This is a genomic window from Celeribacter baekdonensis (genome assembly GCF_900102315.1).
Classification (GTDB): Bacteria; Pseudomonadota; Alphaproteobacteria; order Rhodobacterales; family Rhodobacteraceae; genus Celeribacter; species Celeribacter baekdonensis.
On record NZ_FNBL01000004.1, the window covers coordinates 295,226 to 311,713 of the forward strand.

Sequence of the window (16,488 nt, forward strand, 5' to 3'; positions counted from 1 at the left end):
CAAAGGAGGATAAGCGATGAGTATCTCTAACGCTATGGCGAATGCCTTGACGGGCCTGAACGCTGTCTCACGCGCGGCCGATGTTGTGTCGTCCAACGTCGCAAATGCCATGACCGAGGGCTATGGTCGGCGCGATATTGAACTTTCCTCGCACCAAGTCGGCAAAACCGGCTCGGGCGTTACCGTGGACGGGGTTTCGCGATTTTATGACCCGGTCACTACGGGCGAGCGGCGCATCGCAGATGGCGATGTCGCCCTCGAAGATGTGCGCGCAGAGTTCTATGACACATTCACCAAGGCCATGGGGCAGCCGGACGAAGCAGACTCGGTGGCTGGCCGCATCACCGGATTGGAAACCGCGCTGATCGAGGCTGCGAGCCGTCCCGATTCAGAGGCGCGATTGACCACGGTCTTGGATGCGGCGACGGAACTGACGAGCCAAATCAAAACTGCAGCCGATAGTATTAAAGACATCCGTATGGATACGGATAAGCAAATCGGCAAAGCTGTCGACTTTCTGCAATCTTCCCTTCAGCAAGTGGTTGATCTGAATGTTGCGATCCAAAAACAGGTTTCCCAAGGCTATGATCCCAACGCATTGATGGATCAAAGACAAACCCTTGTAGATCAAATTTCTGAAATCATTCCGGTCAAGGAAATCCAAAAAAACAATGGCATGATCTCGCTTTATACCTCGGGCGGCGCTGTTTTGGTCGATTCCAAAGCCGCAACGATTGAGTTTGCGGCCACGCCAACCATTTCGCCTGACATGACCGTCGAAAACGGCGCTCTGTCGGGTCTGACCATCAACGATCAATTGGTTTCGACGGATGCGGAAAAAGGGTCGATTGCCGGAGGAAAGTTGGCGGGCCTCTTTGAAGTGCGCGACAAACTCGCGCCGGATGCGCAGGTTCAATTGGATGCCCTTGCCCGTGATCTGGTTGAGCGTTTTGAAACCACGGATGCGGATCCCACGCTTGGCATAGGGGCCGCCGGACTTTTCACCGATGGCGGAAGTGCTCTTGACCCTCTTAACGAAGAGGGGCTGTCCAGTCGGATTTCGATCAATGCCCTCCTGAATCCCGATCAAGGCGGCGATCTTTGGAAAATCAGAGATGGTCTTGGGGCCATTTCTGAAGGGGATCAAGGCGATGCGACCATCCTGAATTCTCTGGCCGATGCTCTTCAAAAGACCCGCATAGCATCCTCGGGCAGCCTGACCTCTATCGAGCGTTCCGCTCTGGGTTTTGCATCTGACATCTACTCACTCGGGAAAACCAATCAGCTCAAAGCTGAGGCGGACCTCACGTTCGCAACCGCGCGACAAGAGTCCCTTCATTCGATCGAATTGGAGAATGGTGTGGATACAGACAATGAGATGCAAAAACTGCTCGTGATTGAACAAGCCTACGGGGCAAACGCAAAAGTTATTCAAACGATCCAAGCCCTTATGGATCAGCTGATGGGGATTTAAGATGACAGCAATTTCCTACGGCGATATGGGCGCATCCTTGCGCAACATGCGCTTGATCACCCAAGTGAAACAGGACCTCGACAAATACAGCTACGAGGTCTCAAGCGGCCAGAAACAGGACCTTGGCGCTGCGGTGTCGGGGGATTTTACGCCGCTTGCCTCAATCGAACGGTCTTTGCGCACACTCGAATCCTATGATGTCGCAATCCAGGAGGCGAACCTCTTTGCCACAAGTATGCAAACGACGTTTGGCGCGATTTCCTCCCATGTCGCGGACTTGTCCTCCTCGCTTTTGACCTCGTCGACGAACGGCGACGCGACCAGCATTTCGGTTGCAGCGCAGGATGCGCGGACGCGGTTTGACGCGGTGGTATCAGGACTCAACACGCGGATTGGGGATAGGTCTTTGTTCTCCGGCACAGCCACCAGCAAAACAGCGCTGATCCCGGCAGAAGACATGTTGGCGGAACTCCAAACCGCGGTGACCGGCGCGACAACTGCGGCAGATGTCGAAACCATTGTGGATGATTGGTTCATGTCTGCGGGAGGCGGCTATGAAACCTTGGCCTACCAGGGGTCTGACAACGCACTTTCTCCATTCTCGCTTGGAGAAAATGAATCCGTGCGGCTAGGCATCACCGCGAAAGATCATGCAATCCGTCAAACCCTTAAGGGGCTCGCTTTGGCGTCTTTGGTGGATGAGGGTGTGTTTTCCTCAGATTTGAACGAACAGGCCAGTTTGATGCGTTCTGCTGGCGAAACCCTTATGGGATCTCAGGCCGGTATGGCCGACCTTCAGGCCCGCGTGGGCACTGTCGAAGCCCGCATAGAGGATGCAAACCTATCCAATTCGAGCATGACCTATGCGTTTGAGACTGCAAAATCCGAGATCATCTCGTCAGATCCCTACAAGGCCGCATCGCTTCTAACGCAGACCGAGACACAACTTGAATTGGTTTACACCCTCACTGCGCATATGTCGCGCCTCAGCCTGTCGGACTATATCTAATGCTTAAAGCCTTACTCGCTGCCGTTTTTTCCGTAGTTTTGGCCTCAACGGCACAAGCGAATCCGATCCGAATAAAAGACCTCGTCGAATTTGACGGCGTACGCGGCAATGACCTTGTTGGTTACGGTCTTGTCGTTGGCCTCAATGGCACAGGCGACGGCATTCGAAATGCCCCGTTTACCGAAGAAATCATGTCGAACATTCTGGAGCGCTTGGGTGTCAACGTTACAGGCGAACAGTTCAGACCCAAAAACGTCGCGGCCGTCTTTGTGACCGCAACACTTCCGCCCTTTTCGCGGGCGGGTGGACAGATTGATGTGACTGTGTCGGCCATTGGCGATGCCAAAAGCCTTTTGGGGGGGACGCTGATCATGACGCCACTGAATGCGCCGGACGGTCAGATTTACGCCGTTGCGCAGGGGACCGTGATCGCGGGCGGTGTATCGGCGCAGGGCGACGGTGCATCCGTGACCCAAGGCGTGCCGACATCTGGGAGCATCCCCGCCGGCGCGCGGGTTGAGCGCGAGATTGATTTTGATTTTACCCAAATGAAGTCCGTCCGGCTGGCCCTGCGTGATCCCGATTTCACCACCGCAGAACGCATTGAAAATGCGATCAACAAAGATTTTGGTCGTGTGGTGTCGCGTATGCTGGATGCGGGCACTGTCCTTTTGGACATCAAAGCGACCCGTGAACTTTCGCCGGCACATGCGTTGGGGCGGGTGGAAAACATCTCGGTTCAGCCTGAGCGCAAGGCACGCGTGGTTGTGGATCAGCGCTCTGGGACCATTGTGATGGGGGAGGATGTGCGCCTCTCTCGTGTGGCTGTGAGCCAGGGAAATCTGACGCTTCGGATCGAAGAGGAACCGCTTGTCATCCAGCCCAATCCCTTTTCCGAAGGGGGCACTGTCATCGTGCCGCGCACACGTGCAACCCTTGAAGAGGAGCCAGGCATCGGACTTGCGGAGATCGACGAAGGCACGTCTCTGTCAGAAGTTATCGCGGGCCTCAATGCGCTGGGCGTCTCTCCGAGGGATATGATCGACATTCTTAAAAGCATCAAAGCGGCAGGGGCGCTTCATGCCGAATTCCTCGTGCGGTGATTTTTGAACCAATGCGTAAAAGGGTGCTTATGCGCGCTGAGACAGGCAAAGAAAAACGCGCCCAAAAGCGCGTTTTTTTAATCAATGTCGAACGGCTTAGCTGATGGCTTTGACGCGTGCCGCAAGGCGGGACATTTTGCGGGCTGCAGTGTTTTTGTGAATAACGCCTTTGGAGACGCCACGCATCATTTCCGGCTGAGCGGCGCGCAGAGCAGCCAAAGCGACGGCTTGATCACCGGTCAGGATGGCTTCTTCAACTTTACGGATAAAGGTACGGATGCGCGAACGACGTGCTTTGTTGACGTCTGTACGGGCAACGGCCTGACGGGCGCGTTTTTTGGACTGGGGCGAATTTGCCATGATCGTTTCCCTCTTTCGGGGTTGGTTGCATATATGTTGCACACGGCCCCCGACACCCCGTTAAGGGCAGGACAATCATAGCCTAAGCGGGCTCCACGCGCATGTGAGGCCTCCCTTAGAGCAGAATCGCCCATAAGGGAAGCCAGAAATAGCTTTATTTGTCGCGGAACTGTGGCGCACGTTTTTCCAAAAATGCGGCCATGCCTTCCTTTTGGTCCTCTGTCGCGAAGAGCGCATAGAAAGCCCGGCGCTCAAACAACACACCCTCAGCCAAGGTGGTTTCATAAGACCGATTGATCGCCTCTTTTGCCGAGGCGACAGAGATCGCACTTTTTTCCGCAATTTTGGCGGCGGTTGCCATCACATCCTCAAGCAGGTTTTTGGCCGGAACCACGCGCGACACAAGACCCGAGCGCTCCGCCTCTGTGGCATCCATGAAACGGCCCGTCAGATGCATTTCCATCGCCTTGGATTTGCCCACAAAGCGCGTCAGCCGTTGCGTGCCGCCAAGGCCTGCGATGATGCCAAGATTGATTTCGGGCTGGCCAAATTTCGCAGTGTCAGACGCAATGATGAAATCGCACATCATTGCCAATTCACACCCGCCGCCCAGCGCATAGCCAGATACCGCGGCGATGATCGGTTTGCGTGCGGCCAAAATGGCATTGGAATCGTCGGTAAAAAAATTCTCCGTCGCCATGTCGGCGTAAGTTTTCCCCGACATTTCCTTAATGTCAGCGCCCGCCGCAAAGGCCTTTTCCGATCCGGTGATGACAATCACGCGTACCTTTGGATCGTGGTCGGCTTTGGTAACGGCATCGGCCAAGTCGGACAAAAGCTGTGAATTCAAAGCGTTTAGAGCATCAGGGCGGTTCAGCCGGATCAGTTCCACGTCATCTTTGATTTCTGTAATAAGCGTTTTGTAGGCCATATCGCCCTCCATATGTGGATCGCAGTTTGGGGAGTCCTAACACTTGGCCCAGAGGGATCAAGTCATCTCTGGCAGATCGGGCAAAAGAAGGTCGAGCGCCCGGACTGAACGATCCTTTTGATCTCGGATGTGCACTCGGGCGCGACACAAGGCGCGTCTTCGCGACCATAGACGCGAAAGTTGTGTTGGAAATAGCCAAGCTCACCATCCGCCTGACGGAAATCTTTCAACGACGACCCGCCCGCTTCGATCGCCTCTAACAAAACGTCGCGTATGATTGGTACAAGCGAGGCGACGCGGGCCTTGGCAATCTGACCTGCTTTGCGCGCCGGATGAATCCCTGCGCGAAACAACACCTCACACACGTAAATATTGCCCAACCCGGCGACAATATGCTGATCCAAAAGCGCGGTTTTGACCGGGGTATTTTTGCCTGTAAACGCAGCGATCAAATGCGCCTCATCAAACTGATTGCCCAAAGGTTCGGGTCCTAGTTTGGCCAAAAGCGGATGCGCCGCCTCGGCGTCCGTCGCCATCAAATCCATCGCCCCAAACCGACGCGGGTCGTTAAAGGTCACGCGCGCGCCATTTTCCATGTGAAAGACCACATGATCGTGCTTTTCCAACTGCGGATGCTCATGGACGAACTGGCCCAATGGGTCGCCAGAGACAGTCATCCGTCCCGACATCCCCAGATGGATCAAAAGCGTCTCAGAGGTGTCGAGATCCGCAAGGATGTATTTCGACCGCCGTCTGAGCCGCTCGATGCGTGCGCCTGTCAGCCGCGCGGCCATGTTTTCGGGAAAGGGCCAGCGCAGATCGGGTCGATTGACATCGGCTCGCGCGATCACCGCCCCCGCCATGGAGGGTTCCAACCCGCGACGAACCGTCTCGACCTCTGGTAATTCCGGCATTTTGATCTCTCCGTTTTCCACATGCGATTGTCACGCCCGGTATGAGGCCTATAAGAAGGGTAAGTTTCGAGAAAGGTGCAAGCACGATGACCAACACGGGCGAGAAGACGACACATTTTGGCTTTAAAGATGTGGCCGAAGATCAAAAGGCCGGGATGGTCCATGGTGTCTTTACCTCCGTGGCCACGAAATACGACATTATGAATGACGTGATGTCGATGGGCATTCACCGGGTTTGGAAAGACGCGCTGATGGATTGGTTGGCGCCCCGCCCCGGTCAGCGGCTTTTGGATGTGGCGGGTGGAACGGGCGATGTATCGTTTAGGTTCCTCAAACGCGCGCCGGGCGCGCGTGCCGTGGTGCTCGACATGACGGAGTCGATGTTGGTTGCGGGCCGCAAACGCGCTGAGGCCGAACAGATGGCTGAGAGCCTGAATTGGGTCACGGGCGATGCAATGGCCCTGCCGTTTGAGGACAACCAATTCGACGTTTACACAATCTCTTTTGGCATTCGGAACGTGACGCGGATCGAGGATGCCCTTTCTGAGGCCTACCGGGTGTTGAAACCCGGCGGACGTTTGATGGTGTTGGAGTTCTCGCAACTGCCCAATCCCGCGATGCAAAAGGCCTATGACCTTTATTCCTTTAACGTCATCCCCCGCATGGGCCAGATGATCGCTGGCGACCGCGACAGCTATCAATATCTTGTTGAGAGCATTCGCAAATTCCCGGATCAGGACAGTTTTGCGCAGATGATCAAAACCGCAGGATTTCATAACGTGAAGTACCGTAATCTGAGCCTTGGCATTGCGGCGCTTCATTCGGGGTGGAAAATCTAATGCGGGGTCCCCACAATATTTGGCGGCTGATCCGCACGGGTGCTACGATGGAGCGCACGGGTGCGATGAAACAGGCGATGGATGCGATGGAGGCCCCGCGTGCCTTTCGCATTTTTGCCAGAACCGTGGTGTGGCCGTTTCGCTGGCTCGGCTATCGCGGAGACGAGACCTTGCCGCCATTGACCCGTGCGATCACGGCGCTCGGACCCGCCTATATCAAATTTGGCCAAATCCTGTCGACCCGACCCGATGTGGTTGGGGTTGATCTGGCCAAACAGCTTCAAGTGCTCCAGGATGACCTTCCGCCCTTCCCGCGCGATGTGGCGATCAAAACGGTCGAAGCCGAGCTACAACATCCCATCTCAGAGTTGTTTTCCGAGTTTTCCGAACCCGTGGCTGCGGCCTCCATCGCCCAAGTCCACAAGGCCGTGCGTGCCGATACCGGACAATCGGTTGCGGTGAAGGTGTTGCGTCCCGGTATTGAAAAAGCGTTTCGCAAGGACGTTGATGCGTTTTATTTCGCCGCATCCCTGATCGAAAAGTTTTCCCCTGCCTCCCGCCGCCTGCGTCCAACCGAAGTGATTGCGCATTTTGAAGGCGTGGTGAAAGGCGAGCTGGATCTGCGTCTTGAAAGCTCTTCGGCGTCTGAGTTTGCCGCCAATACCGCACAGGATGAGGGCTTCTCTGTGCCTGCCGTGGATTGGGCCCTATCGGCGCGCCGGGTGATGACGCTTGAATGGGTTGATGGGATCACGGCCTCCGATATCGACCAAATCATTGCCGCCGGGCATGATCGTGCCGCTCTTGGCAGCAAGGTGTTGCAGATGTTCCTGAGTCACGCACTACGCGATGGTTTTTTCCACGCGGACATGCACCAAGGCAATCTCAAGATCGCTGCAAATGGCGATGTCATTGCGCTCGATTTTGGCATCATGGGCGTGCTGGATGAGTATACCCGACGCGTTTACGCCGAAATTATCTACGGATTTATCAAAAAAGACTACAAACGCGTGGCGGAAGTTCATTTCGAAGCGGGCTATGTACCCGCCGACCGGGATGTGGATGAATTTGCCCGTGCGCTTCGTGCCGTGGGCGACCCGATTTTTGGCATGGATGCGAGCCGGATTTCGATGGCGCGGCTCTTGTCCTATCTGTTTGAGGTGACGGAACGGTTCGGCATGGAAACGCGCACCGAGCTGATTTTGTTGCAACGCACGATGGTGGTTGTCGAAGGCGTATCGCGTTCGCTTGATCCGCATATCAACATTTGGGAAGTCTCCCGTCCCGTGGTCGAGAGCTATATCAAATCCAACATCGGCCCACGCGCGCTGACACGGGATTTGTGGCGCACGGCAACTGTTTTGGCGCGATTTGGCCCGAAATTACCGCAGTTGGCGGAGGCATTGTTGATCGCACAAACGCAAAAGGCCCCTGTTGTGGAGCCGCGTTCGGACAGAAAGCAGGCGCTTTGGCTGGTGGCGGGCGGTGCGGTTGCGGCCGGGATCGGTGCGGTTATAGCGCTTGCTCTAAGCTGAGTTCTGCGTCCGCCGCGTCCGAATAAATCGTTTCACCCATACTTGCTTTCCAGGCGCAATAGGCCGCCATGCGCCACCTGAACACGGGGCGCAACGTGAGGTAGCGATCCACAATCTCCGGGTTGGGATAGCCATCAAGTGCGGACATTTCATCTGCGAGGCTCAGTTGGGTCTGACCGTAAACGTGATGCATAGCTGGCGAAAGTGCGATGGCCAAATCCGCCGTCGGGTCTCCGAATGCTGGGCATTGCCAGTCAACAAACCGGACCATGCCATCCTGAGACAGCGCATTTGCGGGCGTTGGATCGCCGTGAAGAAACGCGGGCGACATGGGCGACATGGGCGGCACATCGCGTAGAGCGGGCCTGTGGCTGTGCAGTCGCTTGGCGAGGTCTGTCGTTTGGCCATTAAGAAACCGATTTCCGTCTGCCAATAGCGTTGATGAGCTGACATTAACCTGCCGAATCCCAAGAGGTGCGGGCAGGGCATGTAATTGCCCTAGCGCCCTGAGAACCGAGTCATCGGTCTTGGCCACTGATGCGCCGGGCAGGTAGGTATAGATCAGGCAAGGTCCCATTGATGTCTCAAACTGGGCGACGAACTCAGGCGCAAGGCCATGCCCCCTTAGGGCACAAAGCGCGGTAATTTCGGCCTTGGGGTCATTGGGGAATAGAGGGTTAGCGCGCGATATATCAAAGAGCTTAAACACCCAATCACTGTCTGGGCTGATCACTCGCCATATTGCGTTGGTCCGCCCGCCAGACAAACACGACCAGTCCATCGGCTCCGTCATCATGCGGCCCGCCTGAACCAAAATCTCTTTTGGCGGCGTCACCTGTGCGTCTTGGGCGAGGGATGTCATCAATGCGGTCTCCGAACGCGGGATCGCCGGAGTTTAACGGGGGGCGGGCAGGCGTCGCAACCCGCGATTGCATCAACTTGGATCGCGCAGTGCGGTGACCGAATCGGAATCAATTTCATTGCCGCCTTCCAGCACCAAAATGGTCGATCCTGCGTCAAATCGTGCTTCGACAATGCGGGAATAGGTTTCGACAGATGTGGTGGAGAGGTAGGTTTCGCCGCTGTAATTTTCGAGCTCAAAACTATAAAGCCCGGTCTTGAATGGATCACCATCGTCATCGACGCCCGCCCATTCCACGACATCCGAGGTTGGGTCCATGGTGACCTGTTGGACAACATTTCCTTTCGAATCGCGCACGACCAAAACAGTTTTGTCGGCGGCCGTGGCTGGATCGGATTTGAGCGAGATTGGTGAGCCGTCAAAATAGGCGGCTTCTTCGCTGCGCGCCTCCATACCGACCCAGCCTGACAATTGCGAAAACCCCATAAGCCCAAGCTGAGCCGAGAGGTCTTCTAGAAGATCATTGGTTAAAACTGCTTGTTCGACCGATGAGAATGTCGCGAGCTGCGTCGCGTAATCGGTCGAATCAATCGGGTTAAGCGGATCTTGGTTTTGCATTTGTACGGTAAGCATTTTGAGGAACGTATCAAAATCGGACCCGACCGTGCTAGATGCCGAGTTGGTGCTTGTAGACTTCGAACTTGTCGAACTGGAGGATGTGGTCGCCGCCGGTGCAATTGTGTTGGTCATCTGATGCTCCTTTAGAGTCTAAGATCCATGCCGGACGTCGCATCAAGCGAAAGGCGCACAGGCTGAATTTGTGGGTTGGGGGCGGGAGGCATGGCGTTCAAACTCTCCGCAGATGTTCCTTCAGAACTGTCGAATTTTTGTTGGTCACCCCCTTGAGATCCTTGATCAAAGCTCTGAAAGGAGAACCCGCTGTTCTCATATCCAAGATCTCGGAATTCGGTCATCAGGCTGTCGATGTTGCGCCGCAAAAGATCAAGGGTTTCAGCCCGTTCAGCCGCAATCACCACATGCATCGCACCGTTTTCTGAAAGCTGAAAAGAGAGCCGGACTTTGCCTAATTCTTCAGGGGAGAGAGTGATTTCAACAGGGCGATCGGGAAGTTGCCGTGCCGCATCGGCAAGCTGCATCGCGACCCGAGTTGGCAGGTCCGCTTTTGTTGCCATACTGACCGGGGAATCGGCTTCATTCGCGCGATCGGCGGCAGACAGGACATGCGCCTGTTCGCCAAGCCTCTCGGAGATACCCTCTACTCCGGCCTTAAGCTCTTCTGCTTCCGCATGCGTCAACGGCGTGATTTGAGACATGACGAGAGCCGAAGAGGCCACTGTTGATGTGCCGGGTGTCGCCGTTGCGCGGGTTGTGATCTCGGTCCTATCGTCGTCCTGTTGCGCTTTTTCAGCCGCAGCCCCATCCGAATGACGCCCGATGTGCGCATCGCCGTCATTTTGCTGAGTGGCAACGTGAGCGGCAGCGGATTGTTCTGTGCCACCTTTCGCTTGCAGCGTGTTTTGTTGGGCGAACGTTGGCGTTTCCGTTGCGGCCTTTGGCGCCTCAATGTGACTCACAGTCTCGGGCACACCCTCTGACATGAGTGGCGTGAGCGTCGTTTTTTCTAGAACAGAGGGGTTTGGAAGTGTTCCGGTTTGACCAGCTGTGACTTTGAGGGGCTCGGTGCCAACTTTCGGTCCGATCAGATCAGAATCCAATCGGCCCTCGTCATCTTTCACCGTAAGGATACTGTTCGACTGAGATTCTGATGTCTGCTCTGTTGTGGTGTCTGCCTGCAAAAGAACGGACGAGATCGCAAGTTTGGCGTTTGCATGTGCCGTGGTCTCGGGAGGGGCGCTTGGCTTTTCAACCGCTTTTGAAATCGTGGATTGATCTGTATCCGACACCGTATCATCTGGCGCAAAATTCATGTCAAAAAGCGCTGTTTCATTACGGCTCATTGTAGCCGCACCGCCTGTGGACGGCTCCAGGCGCAAGATTTTGGAATTCGCGACAGTGGATTTTAGAGAATCATTTTTGTACGCAGCATCATCAAAAGAGCGACCCTGTCCAGCCATCGCTCCTGTGGAGACTTCACTGGTGTGGCTTGGTACAGCCGTGGCTTGAGGTGTGTTGCCTTGGTTTTCAGGACGGTTGAGGAAATCTAAACTCCCTGACCCATTTTGGGCTTTTTGCTCCGAATGCACCTCATTCCCAATCTGTTCTACAGAGAAATCAGCCTCTGCCTCACCAAGAGAGAGACCAGTGATTTCGTCAGTCGGATTTTGAGCAGCGCCTTCCTTTGCGTCCAACTCAACGCCTGCGATGAAAGGCTGGTTTTTATCGACCGTGGATGACGCTACGGAAAGCGGAGTATTGGGCCGATCATCTCCTTGCCACGCAAAGCGCACCTCAACTGAGGTCACAGCAAGAGGTTGAATTGACAGAGGTTTGTCGATCTGGGATTTGTCGATTTGTTGTCCATAAAATGGAATGGTCTCGGGCTCAAAACCGGCGTCCGGCGTGTCACTCAGTTCAATGCTTTCGTCGCTCGTTGTGGTGCTCTCACCCGCAACAACCGCCAGCCCATCAAAGACATCCTTGGCGGAGGTTTGCGTCATTTGGTCATTGCCTCCGACCATAGCCACGCCCGCCATGACCACATCAGTGTGCTCTACGTTGGGTTTTGATGTGCCGCTTTGCGCTCCGAAAACGGAGGCAAAGGTGCTTTCAGCATGTTCGGGTAAAATATCCCCTGGCACAGGTGTGTTTTGGGAACGGTTTTGACCGTCAGTGCGCGCAATCGCTGCGAAGTCTAAAGTTTGTAATTGCATTTCTTGCATCCGGGATTTCTTTCGCCGTGATGTCACTATCCTCCGCGAGTGGTTACCGCTTCTTTACCGAATGGGGGGTATGAGTCGAAAAATACTTCGAATTGGAGTGACCCGCCCATGACCCCCAACGCAATCAATGCGATCCAACACAGTCAGACTTTAAAGACGTCTCAAGAGGAAAAGTTGCAGGATGTTGCGAATAAACTCGAGGCAACGTTTCTTGCCGAAATGTTGAAAAGTGCTGGATTCGGTGAAACGCCGGACACATTCGGAGGTGGAACGGGCGAAGATCAATTTTCCTCCTTTTTGGTTCAGGCTCAGGCAGAAAAGATTGTTGAAGCTGGCGGTATTGGCCTCGCGGAATACATATTTGACGCTTTAAAGGAGACTATAGATGGCACTTCTTGATGCCTTTCGGCCGGCTGCGGCGCTGTCAGATCTTTTGGATAAAGAAAAGGCCGCGATTCTCAAAAGCGACTTTTCGACTCTCGAAAAACTCTCGAAGACCAAAGAATCGCTTCTTGTCATGGTGGCCAAAGCGCAGATCTCTCCATCTGATTTAAAGGCGTTGAAGCAGCGCTCAGAGCACAACAGCCGTCTTCTTATGGCGTCTGCGAAGGGGATCAAATCTGCACGGGAAAAATTGCTTTCGTTGCGCAGTACATCGCGCAGCTTCACGGCCTATGGCCCGGCTGGGAAAACCACCCCGATTGGTAACAAGTCATTAACCATGAAGAGAAAAGCATAACGGTTTGCCCGATTTTTGCCTCAAATTCGAAGCATCAATTCGGAACAGCTTAGGGAACTCTTAGCCTTTAAGCTTCATAGATCAGAGTGCATCCCGAGGGGGTGGCACGGTAGACCGGAAGCGGTCATCCGTAATCAGTCAGAATGACGGTCCTGAACCTGCCCGTGGGGGTGGATCTCGAAACTCATGCGGCGCAAAACGCGTCCCAAGATCAAAGGAAATTATGCTATGTCCAGCATTCTGACCAACAATGGCGCAATGGTTGCGCTGCAAACCTTGAACTCCATCAACTCTAATCTTTCCAAGACTCAGAGCATGATCTCGACCGGTAAAGATGTTGCATCCGCCAAGGACAACTCTTCGGTCTGGGCCATCTCGAAAGTCATGGAATCCGATGTTGCCGGTTTCAATGCAATCTCTGACAGCCTTGCTCTCGGTGAATCGACACTTTCCGTTGCCGCTCAAGCGTCTGAGACGGTCACCGACCTTTTGACCAACATCAAAGAAAAAGTCGTTGCGTCTCAAGAAGAAAACGTTGATCGCGCAAAAATCCAAACCGATATTGACGCTTTGGTCGGTCAGGTGAAATCGGTCATCGGCGCAGCCCAGTTCAATGGACTGAGTCTGGTTGAAGGCACCGACGACGTTAAAATCTTGTCCTCTTTGGACCGTGCTTCTGACGGGACTGTGACAGCCTCGGACATCACAGTAAATCGCATGGATCTCTCCACAAGTGCAGGGACCTATGGTTCGGGTACGTCTCTCGCATCCAACGCAACCGCGTCTGCCGCAGCTGTGTCCAATACCGCAAATACTGCAATTGTGACAGTCGGCAACACCTGGGCTGCGAATGATGTGGCAACGCTGAGCGTCGCCGGCATCGAGGTGAGCTTTACTGCCGCCGGCACAGCCGTTGCTGACGTCGGAGATGGCCTTGCTGGTCTCATCAATGGTCTCGGCATCGAAGGCGTGACAGCGACAGGCAATGGTGACGGTACGCTGACGGTCAGTTCCACCAAAGCCTTCGAAGGTGTTTCTGTGAGCGTGGGCGAGACGACAGCAGGTGATGGTGATGTCTTGATCACAACCCTAAATGGCACCGGCTCTCTGACGGCAACATCTGGTGACATCGACGAACGTGCAGAAAACATTGCTCTTTCGACCTCAGCCGCTGTGAAGGAAGGCGATGGCTACAAAGTCACTGTCGGCGGAAGTTCCTACAACTATGTCGCCGGTAAAGGCGAATCAATGGAGGATGTCGCCAAGGGGTTGAAAACGGCAATTGACTCGGCTGGCCTTGCAGACATCAGCACAACCGTAGCCAAGGACGCAACCACTGGGCAGTGGTCTTTGAAAGTCGATAACGCCGGGTCTTCTCTTGCTTTCTCCGTTACTGGTAACGAAGACGGTAAAGCCTCTGGTGGTCTTTTCGGGCTCGACAGCATTGATGTAACCAGCAATTCAGGCGCTGATGCGGCTCTTGGCAACATCGAGACTCTTATCAACAACTCGATCGACGCAGCCGCTTCGTTTGGTTCGGCCCAAGGTCGCATTGAAACCCAATCGACCTTTATCTCCAACCTGACTGATGCATTGACGTCCGGCATTGGCTCTATGGTTGATGCAGATATGGAAGAAGCTTCTGCCAAACTTCAGGCGCTTCAGGTTCAGCAACAGCTGGGCGTGCAGTCTCTTTCGATTGCAAACCAGGCACCGCAGTCGATCCTGTCGCTCTTTGGCTAAGAGCAACCTTCCGGGCGCCAGATCGGCGCCCGGTTTTCACCGCGGTAAAACCCGCGCTGTAGAATTCATTGTCACCGGAAGGATACGACGTGAACGCTCTCCAAATGGCCCGAACGGCCTATTCCAATACCACCGCCCCAATTCGTACACCTCGCGGAACTGAGTACGAGGCTTTCGCGCGCATTACGCACCGTCTGCGCCAAGCTTCAGAAGATAAGAAAACATCTTACCCTGATTATGTAAAAGCTCTTTACGACAACCGTCGCCTCTGGACCCTTCTCGCCTCCAGCGTTGCAGACAAAGACAATCAACTCCCAAAAGAGCTTAGAGCAAAAATCTTTTATCTTGCTCAATTCACAGCTCAACATACATCGGCAATTCTTTCTAAAAAAGCCAATGAGACAGCCCTCATTGACATCAACACAGCCATTATGCGCGGCTTGCATCGGGAGGGTCAGTAAATGAGTGGCCTCGTATTAAAACTCGGCCCAAAAGAACGGGTTCTGATCAACGGTGCTGTGATTGAAAATGGAGACAGGCGGTCTCGACTTTCAATTGTGACGCCAAATGCAAACATCCTCAGGCTACGCGATGCGATACACCCTGAAGAAGTAAACACTCCAGTTCGCAGAGTGTGCTATATTGCGCAACTCGTCCTCTCAGGCGACGCAGAGCCAAAAGATGCGAACATTCAGCTTATGCGTGGAATTGAGCAGCTTAGTCAGGTTCTAACAGACCCCGACAGCCGCAAAATTTTAAACACCGCGACGGCGGAAATCCAAAACGAGCAGTATTATCAAGCACTCAAAGCACTTCGCGCGCTCATTCCAAGAGAAGAACGGCTATTGTCGGCCGCTAAATACCAATGAGCTATCAGCCTGTTGTTCCATTTGGTGGTTACGCCGGATGGGTTGTCCTTCAACGCACGAAGGATAACCAGCAGGAGGCATTCAACGCCTCCTCTGAAATAAAGCGCGACATCGATTACTTCCGCGAAAATATCGCGGAAGTAAAGTCTGCCGAGGAACTGGTGTCAAATTTCCGCCTTCTCAAAGTCGCTCTGGGAGCATTCGGGTTGGATGATGACATCAACAACAAATATTTTATTGAGCGCGTTTTGGACGAGGGCACGCTCGATTCGGACTCACTCTCAAATAAGCTGTCCGACAAGCGCTACTTTAAATTTTCAGAAGCATTCGGGTTTGGAAATTTCGACATCCCGAACACTGTACTGAGTGATTTTCCGGACGAGATCATTTCTTCCTACCAAAATAAGCAATTTGAAATTGCCGTCGGCGAGCAAAATGATGACATGCGGCTTGCTCTAAATATTGAGACAGAGCTGACAGAAATTGCAAATAAAGATACGACGGGAAACGGTCGTTGGTACTCAGTTATGGGAAATGAAGCTGTGAGGTCTGTGATGCAAACAGCACTTGGACTTCCTAGTTCTGTCAGCACACTGGATTTAGACCAACAGCTGACAATTTTCAAAGACAAAGCTAAGCAGTATTTTGGAAACTCTGAGGTCGCTCAATTTTCAGACCCTGAAAAAAGAGAAGACCTCGTGAAGCTTTTTCTCATACGGTCCGAAATCAATGCAGGGTCAACAGGCACGTCTGCAGCATCTAATGCGCTTGCGCTTTTGACTGGATCTTTTTGAGTTAAAAAGTCTTATTGAACTGACGAGAATGGAGAAATTCAGTGTAAGTGGTGCATTACCCATGCAGTTGAGCTATGGTTGAATTTGGGTGACGCGCATCATCAGGCGGCGCGGTTTTCGGCATCGTTGGTCACGTCGAGACCGTCATTGAATTTGATTCCTTCGATGACTTTTGGCAACTGATTTCTGCCCTTGAGGCGCAGCCATTTTTTCGATGCAGCCTGAATGAGGGTAAAGACCATCAGCTTTTCGGTCTTTTGTGACAGCGCGCCTTTGGTGCGACCTGTTCTGTGCCGAACAGTCGCGAAGACGCTTTCAATGGGGTTCGATGTGCGCAGGTGGCCCCAATGGTTCCGCCGGGAAGTCGAAGAATGCGAGCATCGCGTTTTGGTCTTTGGTCAGGCAAGCAACACCCTTTGGGTATTTGACGCCATACTTTTCGGAGAACACTGTCA

17 protein-coding genes and 1 pseudogene are annotated in these 16,488 nt (G+C 53.8%); 11 read left to right on the forward strand and 7 right to left on the reverse strand.

Annotated elements, in window-relative coordinates:
* Positions 1–16: 16 nt before the first annotated feature.
* The 3 genes from flgK to BLT54_RS09995 are packed head-to-tail and all read left to right on the forward strand — an operon-like array spanning position 17 to position 3,586.
* Complete coding sequence (flgK, locus tag BLT54_RS09985; protein WP_074644376.1) at positions 17–1,474, forward strand: flagellar hook-associated protein FlgK; 1,458 nt, start codon at positions 17–19, stop codon at positions 1,472–1,474.
* 1 nt (position 1,475) lies between these two features.
* The gene (locus BLT54_RS09990) at positions 1,476–2,483 is read left to right on the forward strand and encodes a flagellin (RefSeq protein WP_074644379.1); all 1,008 of its coding nucleotides are present in this window, start codon (positions 1,476–1,478) and stop codon (positions 2,481–2,483) included.
* Entirely contained in the window at positions 2,483–3,586 is a 1,104-nt protein-coding gene (locus BLT54_RS09995) for a flagellar basal body P-ring protein FlgI (protein WP_074644382.1), read from the forward strand. Before BLT54_RS09990 ends, BLT54_RS09995 begins: the two co-directional genes overlap by 1 nt.
* Positions 3,587–3,682: 96 nt before the next feature.
* On the opposite strand, the gene rpsT is transcribed toward BLT54_RS09995, so the two are convergent.
* The 3 genes from rpsT to mutM form a co-directional block, all read right to left on the reverse strand.
* A complete protein-coding gene (rpsT, locus tag BLT54_RS10000; RefSeq protein ID WP_009570456.1) occupies positions 3,683–3,946 on the reverse strand; it encodes a 30S ribosomal protein S20 in 264 nt (87 codons plus the stop codon).
* A 154-nt stretch (positions 3,947–4,100) separates the two neighbouring features.
* On the reverse strand, positions 4,101–4,877 hold the full coding sequence (locus BLT54_RS10005) for an enoyl-CoA hydratase (RefSeq protein WP_074644509.1): 777 nt from the start codon (positions 4,875–4,877) through the stop codon (positions 4,101–4,103).
* A 62-nt stretch (positions 4,878–4,939) separates the two neighbouring features.
* On the reverse strand, positions 4,940–5,791 hold the full coding sequence (mutM, locus tag BLT54_RS10010) for a bifunctional DNA-formamidopyrimidine glycosylase/DNA-(apurinic or apyrimidinic site) lyase (RefSeq protein ID WP_074644385.1): 852 nt from the start codon (positions 5,789–5,791) through the stop codon (positions 4,940–4,942).
* A gap of 86 nt (positions 5,792–5,877) precedes the next feature.
* On the opposite strand from mutM, the gene ubiE reads away from it, so the two are divergent.
* Both ubiE and ubiB read left to right on the forward strand, forming a co-directional pair.
* The gene (gene ubiE / locus BLT54_RS10015; RefSeq protein ID WP_074644389.1) at positions 5,878–6,630 is read left to right on the forward strand and encodes a bifunctional demethylmenaquinone methyltransferase/2-methoxy-6-polyprenyl-1,4-benzoquinol methylase UbiE; all 753 of its coding nucleotides are present in this window, start codon (positions 5,878–5,880) and stop codon (positions 6,628–6,630) included.
* The gene (ubiB, locus tag BLT54_RS10020) at positions 6,630–8,165 is read left to right on the forward strand and encodes a 2-polyprenylphenol 6-hydroxylase (RefSeq protein WP_074644392.1); all 1,536 of its coding nucleotides are present in this window, start codon (positions 6,630–6,632) and stop codon (positions 8,163–8,165) included. The genes ubiE and ubiB overlap by 1 nt, the downstream gene beginning before the upstream one ends.
* Here ubiB and BLT54_RS10025 read toward each other — a convergent pair.
* The 3 genes from BLT54_RS10025 to BLT54_RS10035 all read right to left on the reverse strand — a co-directional run bounded on the left by BLT54_RS10025 (position 8,143) and on the right by BLT54_RS10035 (position 11,888).
* Complete coding sequence (locus BLT54_RS10025) at positions 8,143–9,027, reverse strand: aminoglycoside phosphotransferase family protein (RefSeq protein WP_074644395.1); 885 nt, start codon at positions 9,025–9,027, stop codon at positions 8,143–8,145. The genes ubiB and BLT54_RS10025 overlap by 23 nt on opposite strands.
* Before the next feature lie 72 nt (positions 9,028–9,099).
* Entirely contained in the window at positions 9,100–9,777 is a 678-nt protein-coding gene (locus tag BLT54_RS10030) for a flagellar hook capping FlgD N-terminal domain-containing protein (RefSeq protein WP_074644397.1), read from the reverse strand.
* An 11-nt stretch (positions 9,778–9,788) separates the two neighbouring features.
* A complete protein-coding gene (locus tag BLT54_RS10035; protein WP_074644400.1) occupies positions 9,789–11,888 on the reverse strand; it encodes a flagellar hook-length control protein FliK in 2,100 nt (699 codons plus the stop codon).
* A gap of 108 nt (positions 11,889–11,996) precedes the next feature.
* Between BLT54_RS10035 and BLT54_RS10040 the strand changes: the two genes are divergently transcribed.
* The 6 genes from BLT54_RS10040 to BLT54_RS10065 all read left to right on the forward strand — a co-directional run bounded on the left by BLT54_RS10040 (position 11,997) and on the right by BLT54_RS10065 (position 16,033).
* Complete coding sequence (locus BLT54_RS10040; protein ID WP_074644403.1) at positions 11,997–12,287, forward strand: rod-binding protein; 291 nt, start codon at positions 11,997–11,999, stop codon at positions 12,285–12,287.
* Positions 12,274–12,627: a hypothetical protein gene (locus BLT54_RS10045; protein WP_074644407.1), complete on the forward strand. Its 354-nt coding sequence runs from the start codon at positions 12,274–12,276 to the stop codon at positions 12,625–12,627. Before BLT54_RS10040 ends, BLT54_RS10045 begins: the two co-directional genes overlap by 14 nt.
* A 228-nt stretch (positions 12,628–12,855) precedes the next feature.
* Entirely contained in the window at positions 12,856–14,370 is a 1,515-nt protein-coding gene (locus BLT54_RS10050; protein WP_074644410.1) for a flagellin, read from the forward strand.
* 89 nt (positions 14,371–14,459) lie between these two features.
* Positions 14,460–14,831 carry a flagellar biosynthesis regulator FlaF gene (gene flaF / locus BLT54_RS10055; RefSeq protein WP_100220028.1) on the forward strand — a complete coding sequence of 124 codons (372 nt, stop codon included), beginning with the start codon at positions 14,460–14,462 and terminating at the stop codon, positions 14,829–14,831.
* Positions 14,832–15,239 (forward strand): flagellar biosynthesis repressor FlbT, encoded by a 408-nt coding sequence (gene flbT, locus BLT54_RS10060; RefSeq protein ID WP_074644412.1) that lies wholly within the window; start codon positions 14,832–14,834, stop codon positions 15,237–15,239. It begins immediately after the preceding gene.
* A complete protein-coding gene (locus BLT54_RS10065) occupies positions 15,236–16,033 on the forward strand; it encodes a DUF1217 domain-containing protein (RefSeq protein WP_074644415.1) in 798 nt (265 codons plus the stop codon). Before flbT ends, BLT54_RS10065 begins: the two co-directional genes overlap by 4 nt.
* A 101-nt stretch (positions 16,034–16,134) precedes the next feature.
* Here BLT54_RS10065 and BLT54_RS10070 read toward each other — a convergent pair.
* Positions 16,135–16,488, reverse strand: a pseudogene (locus BLT54_RS10070) (transposase); the annotation flags it as partial.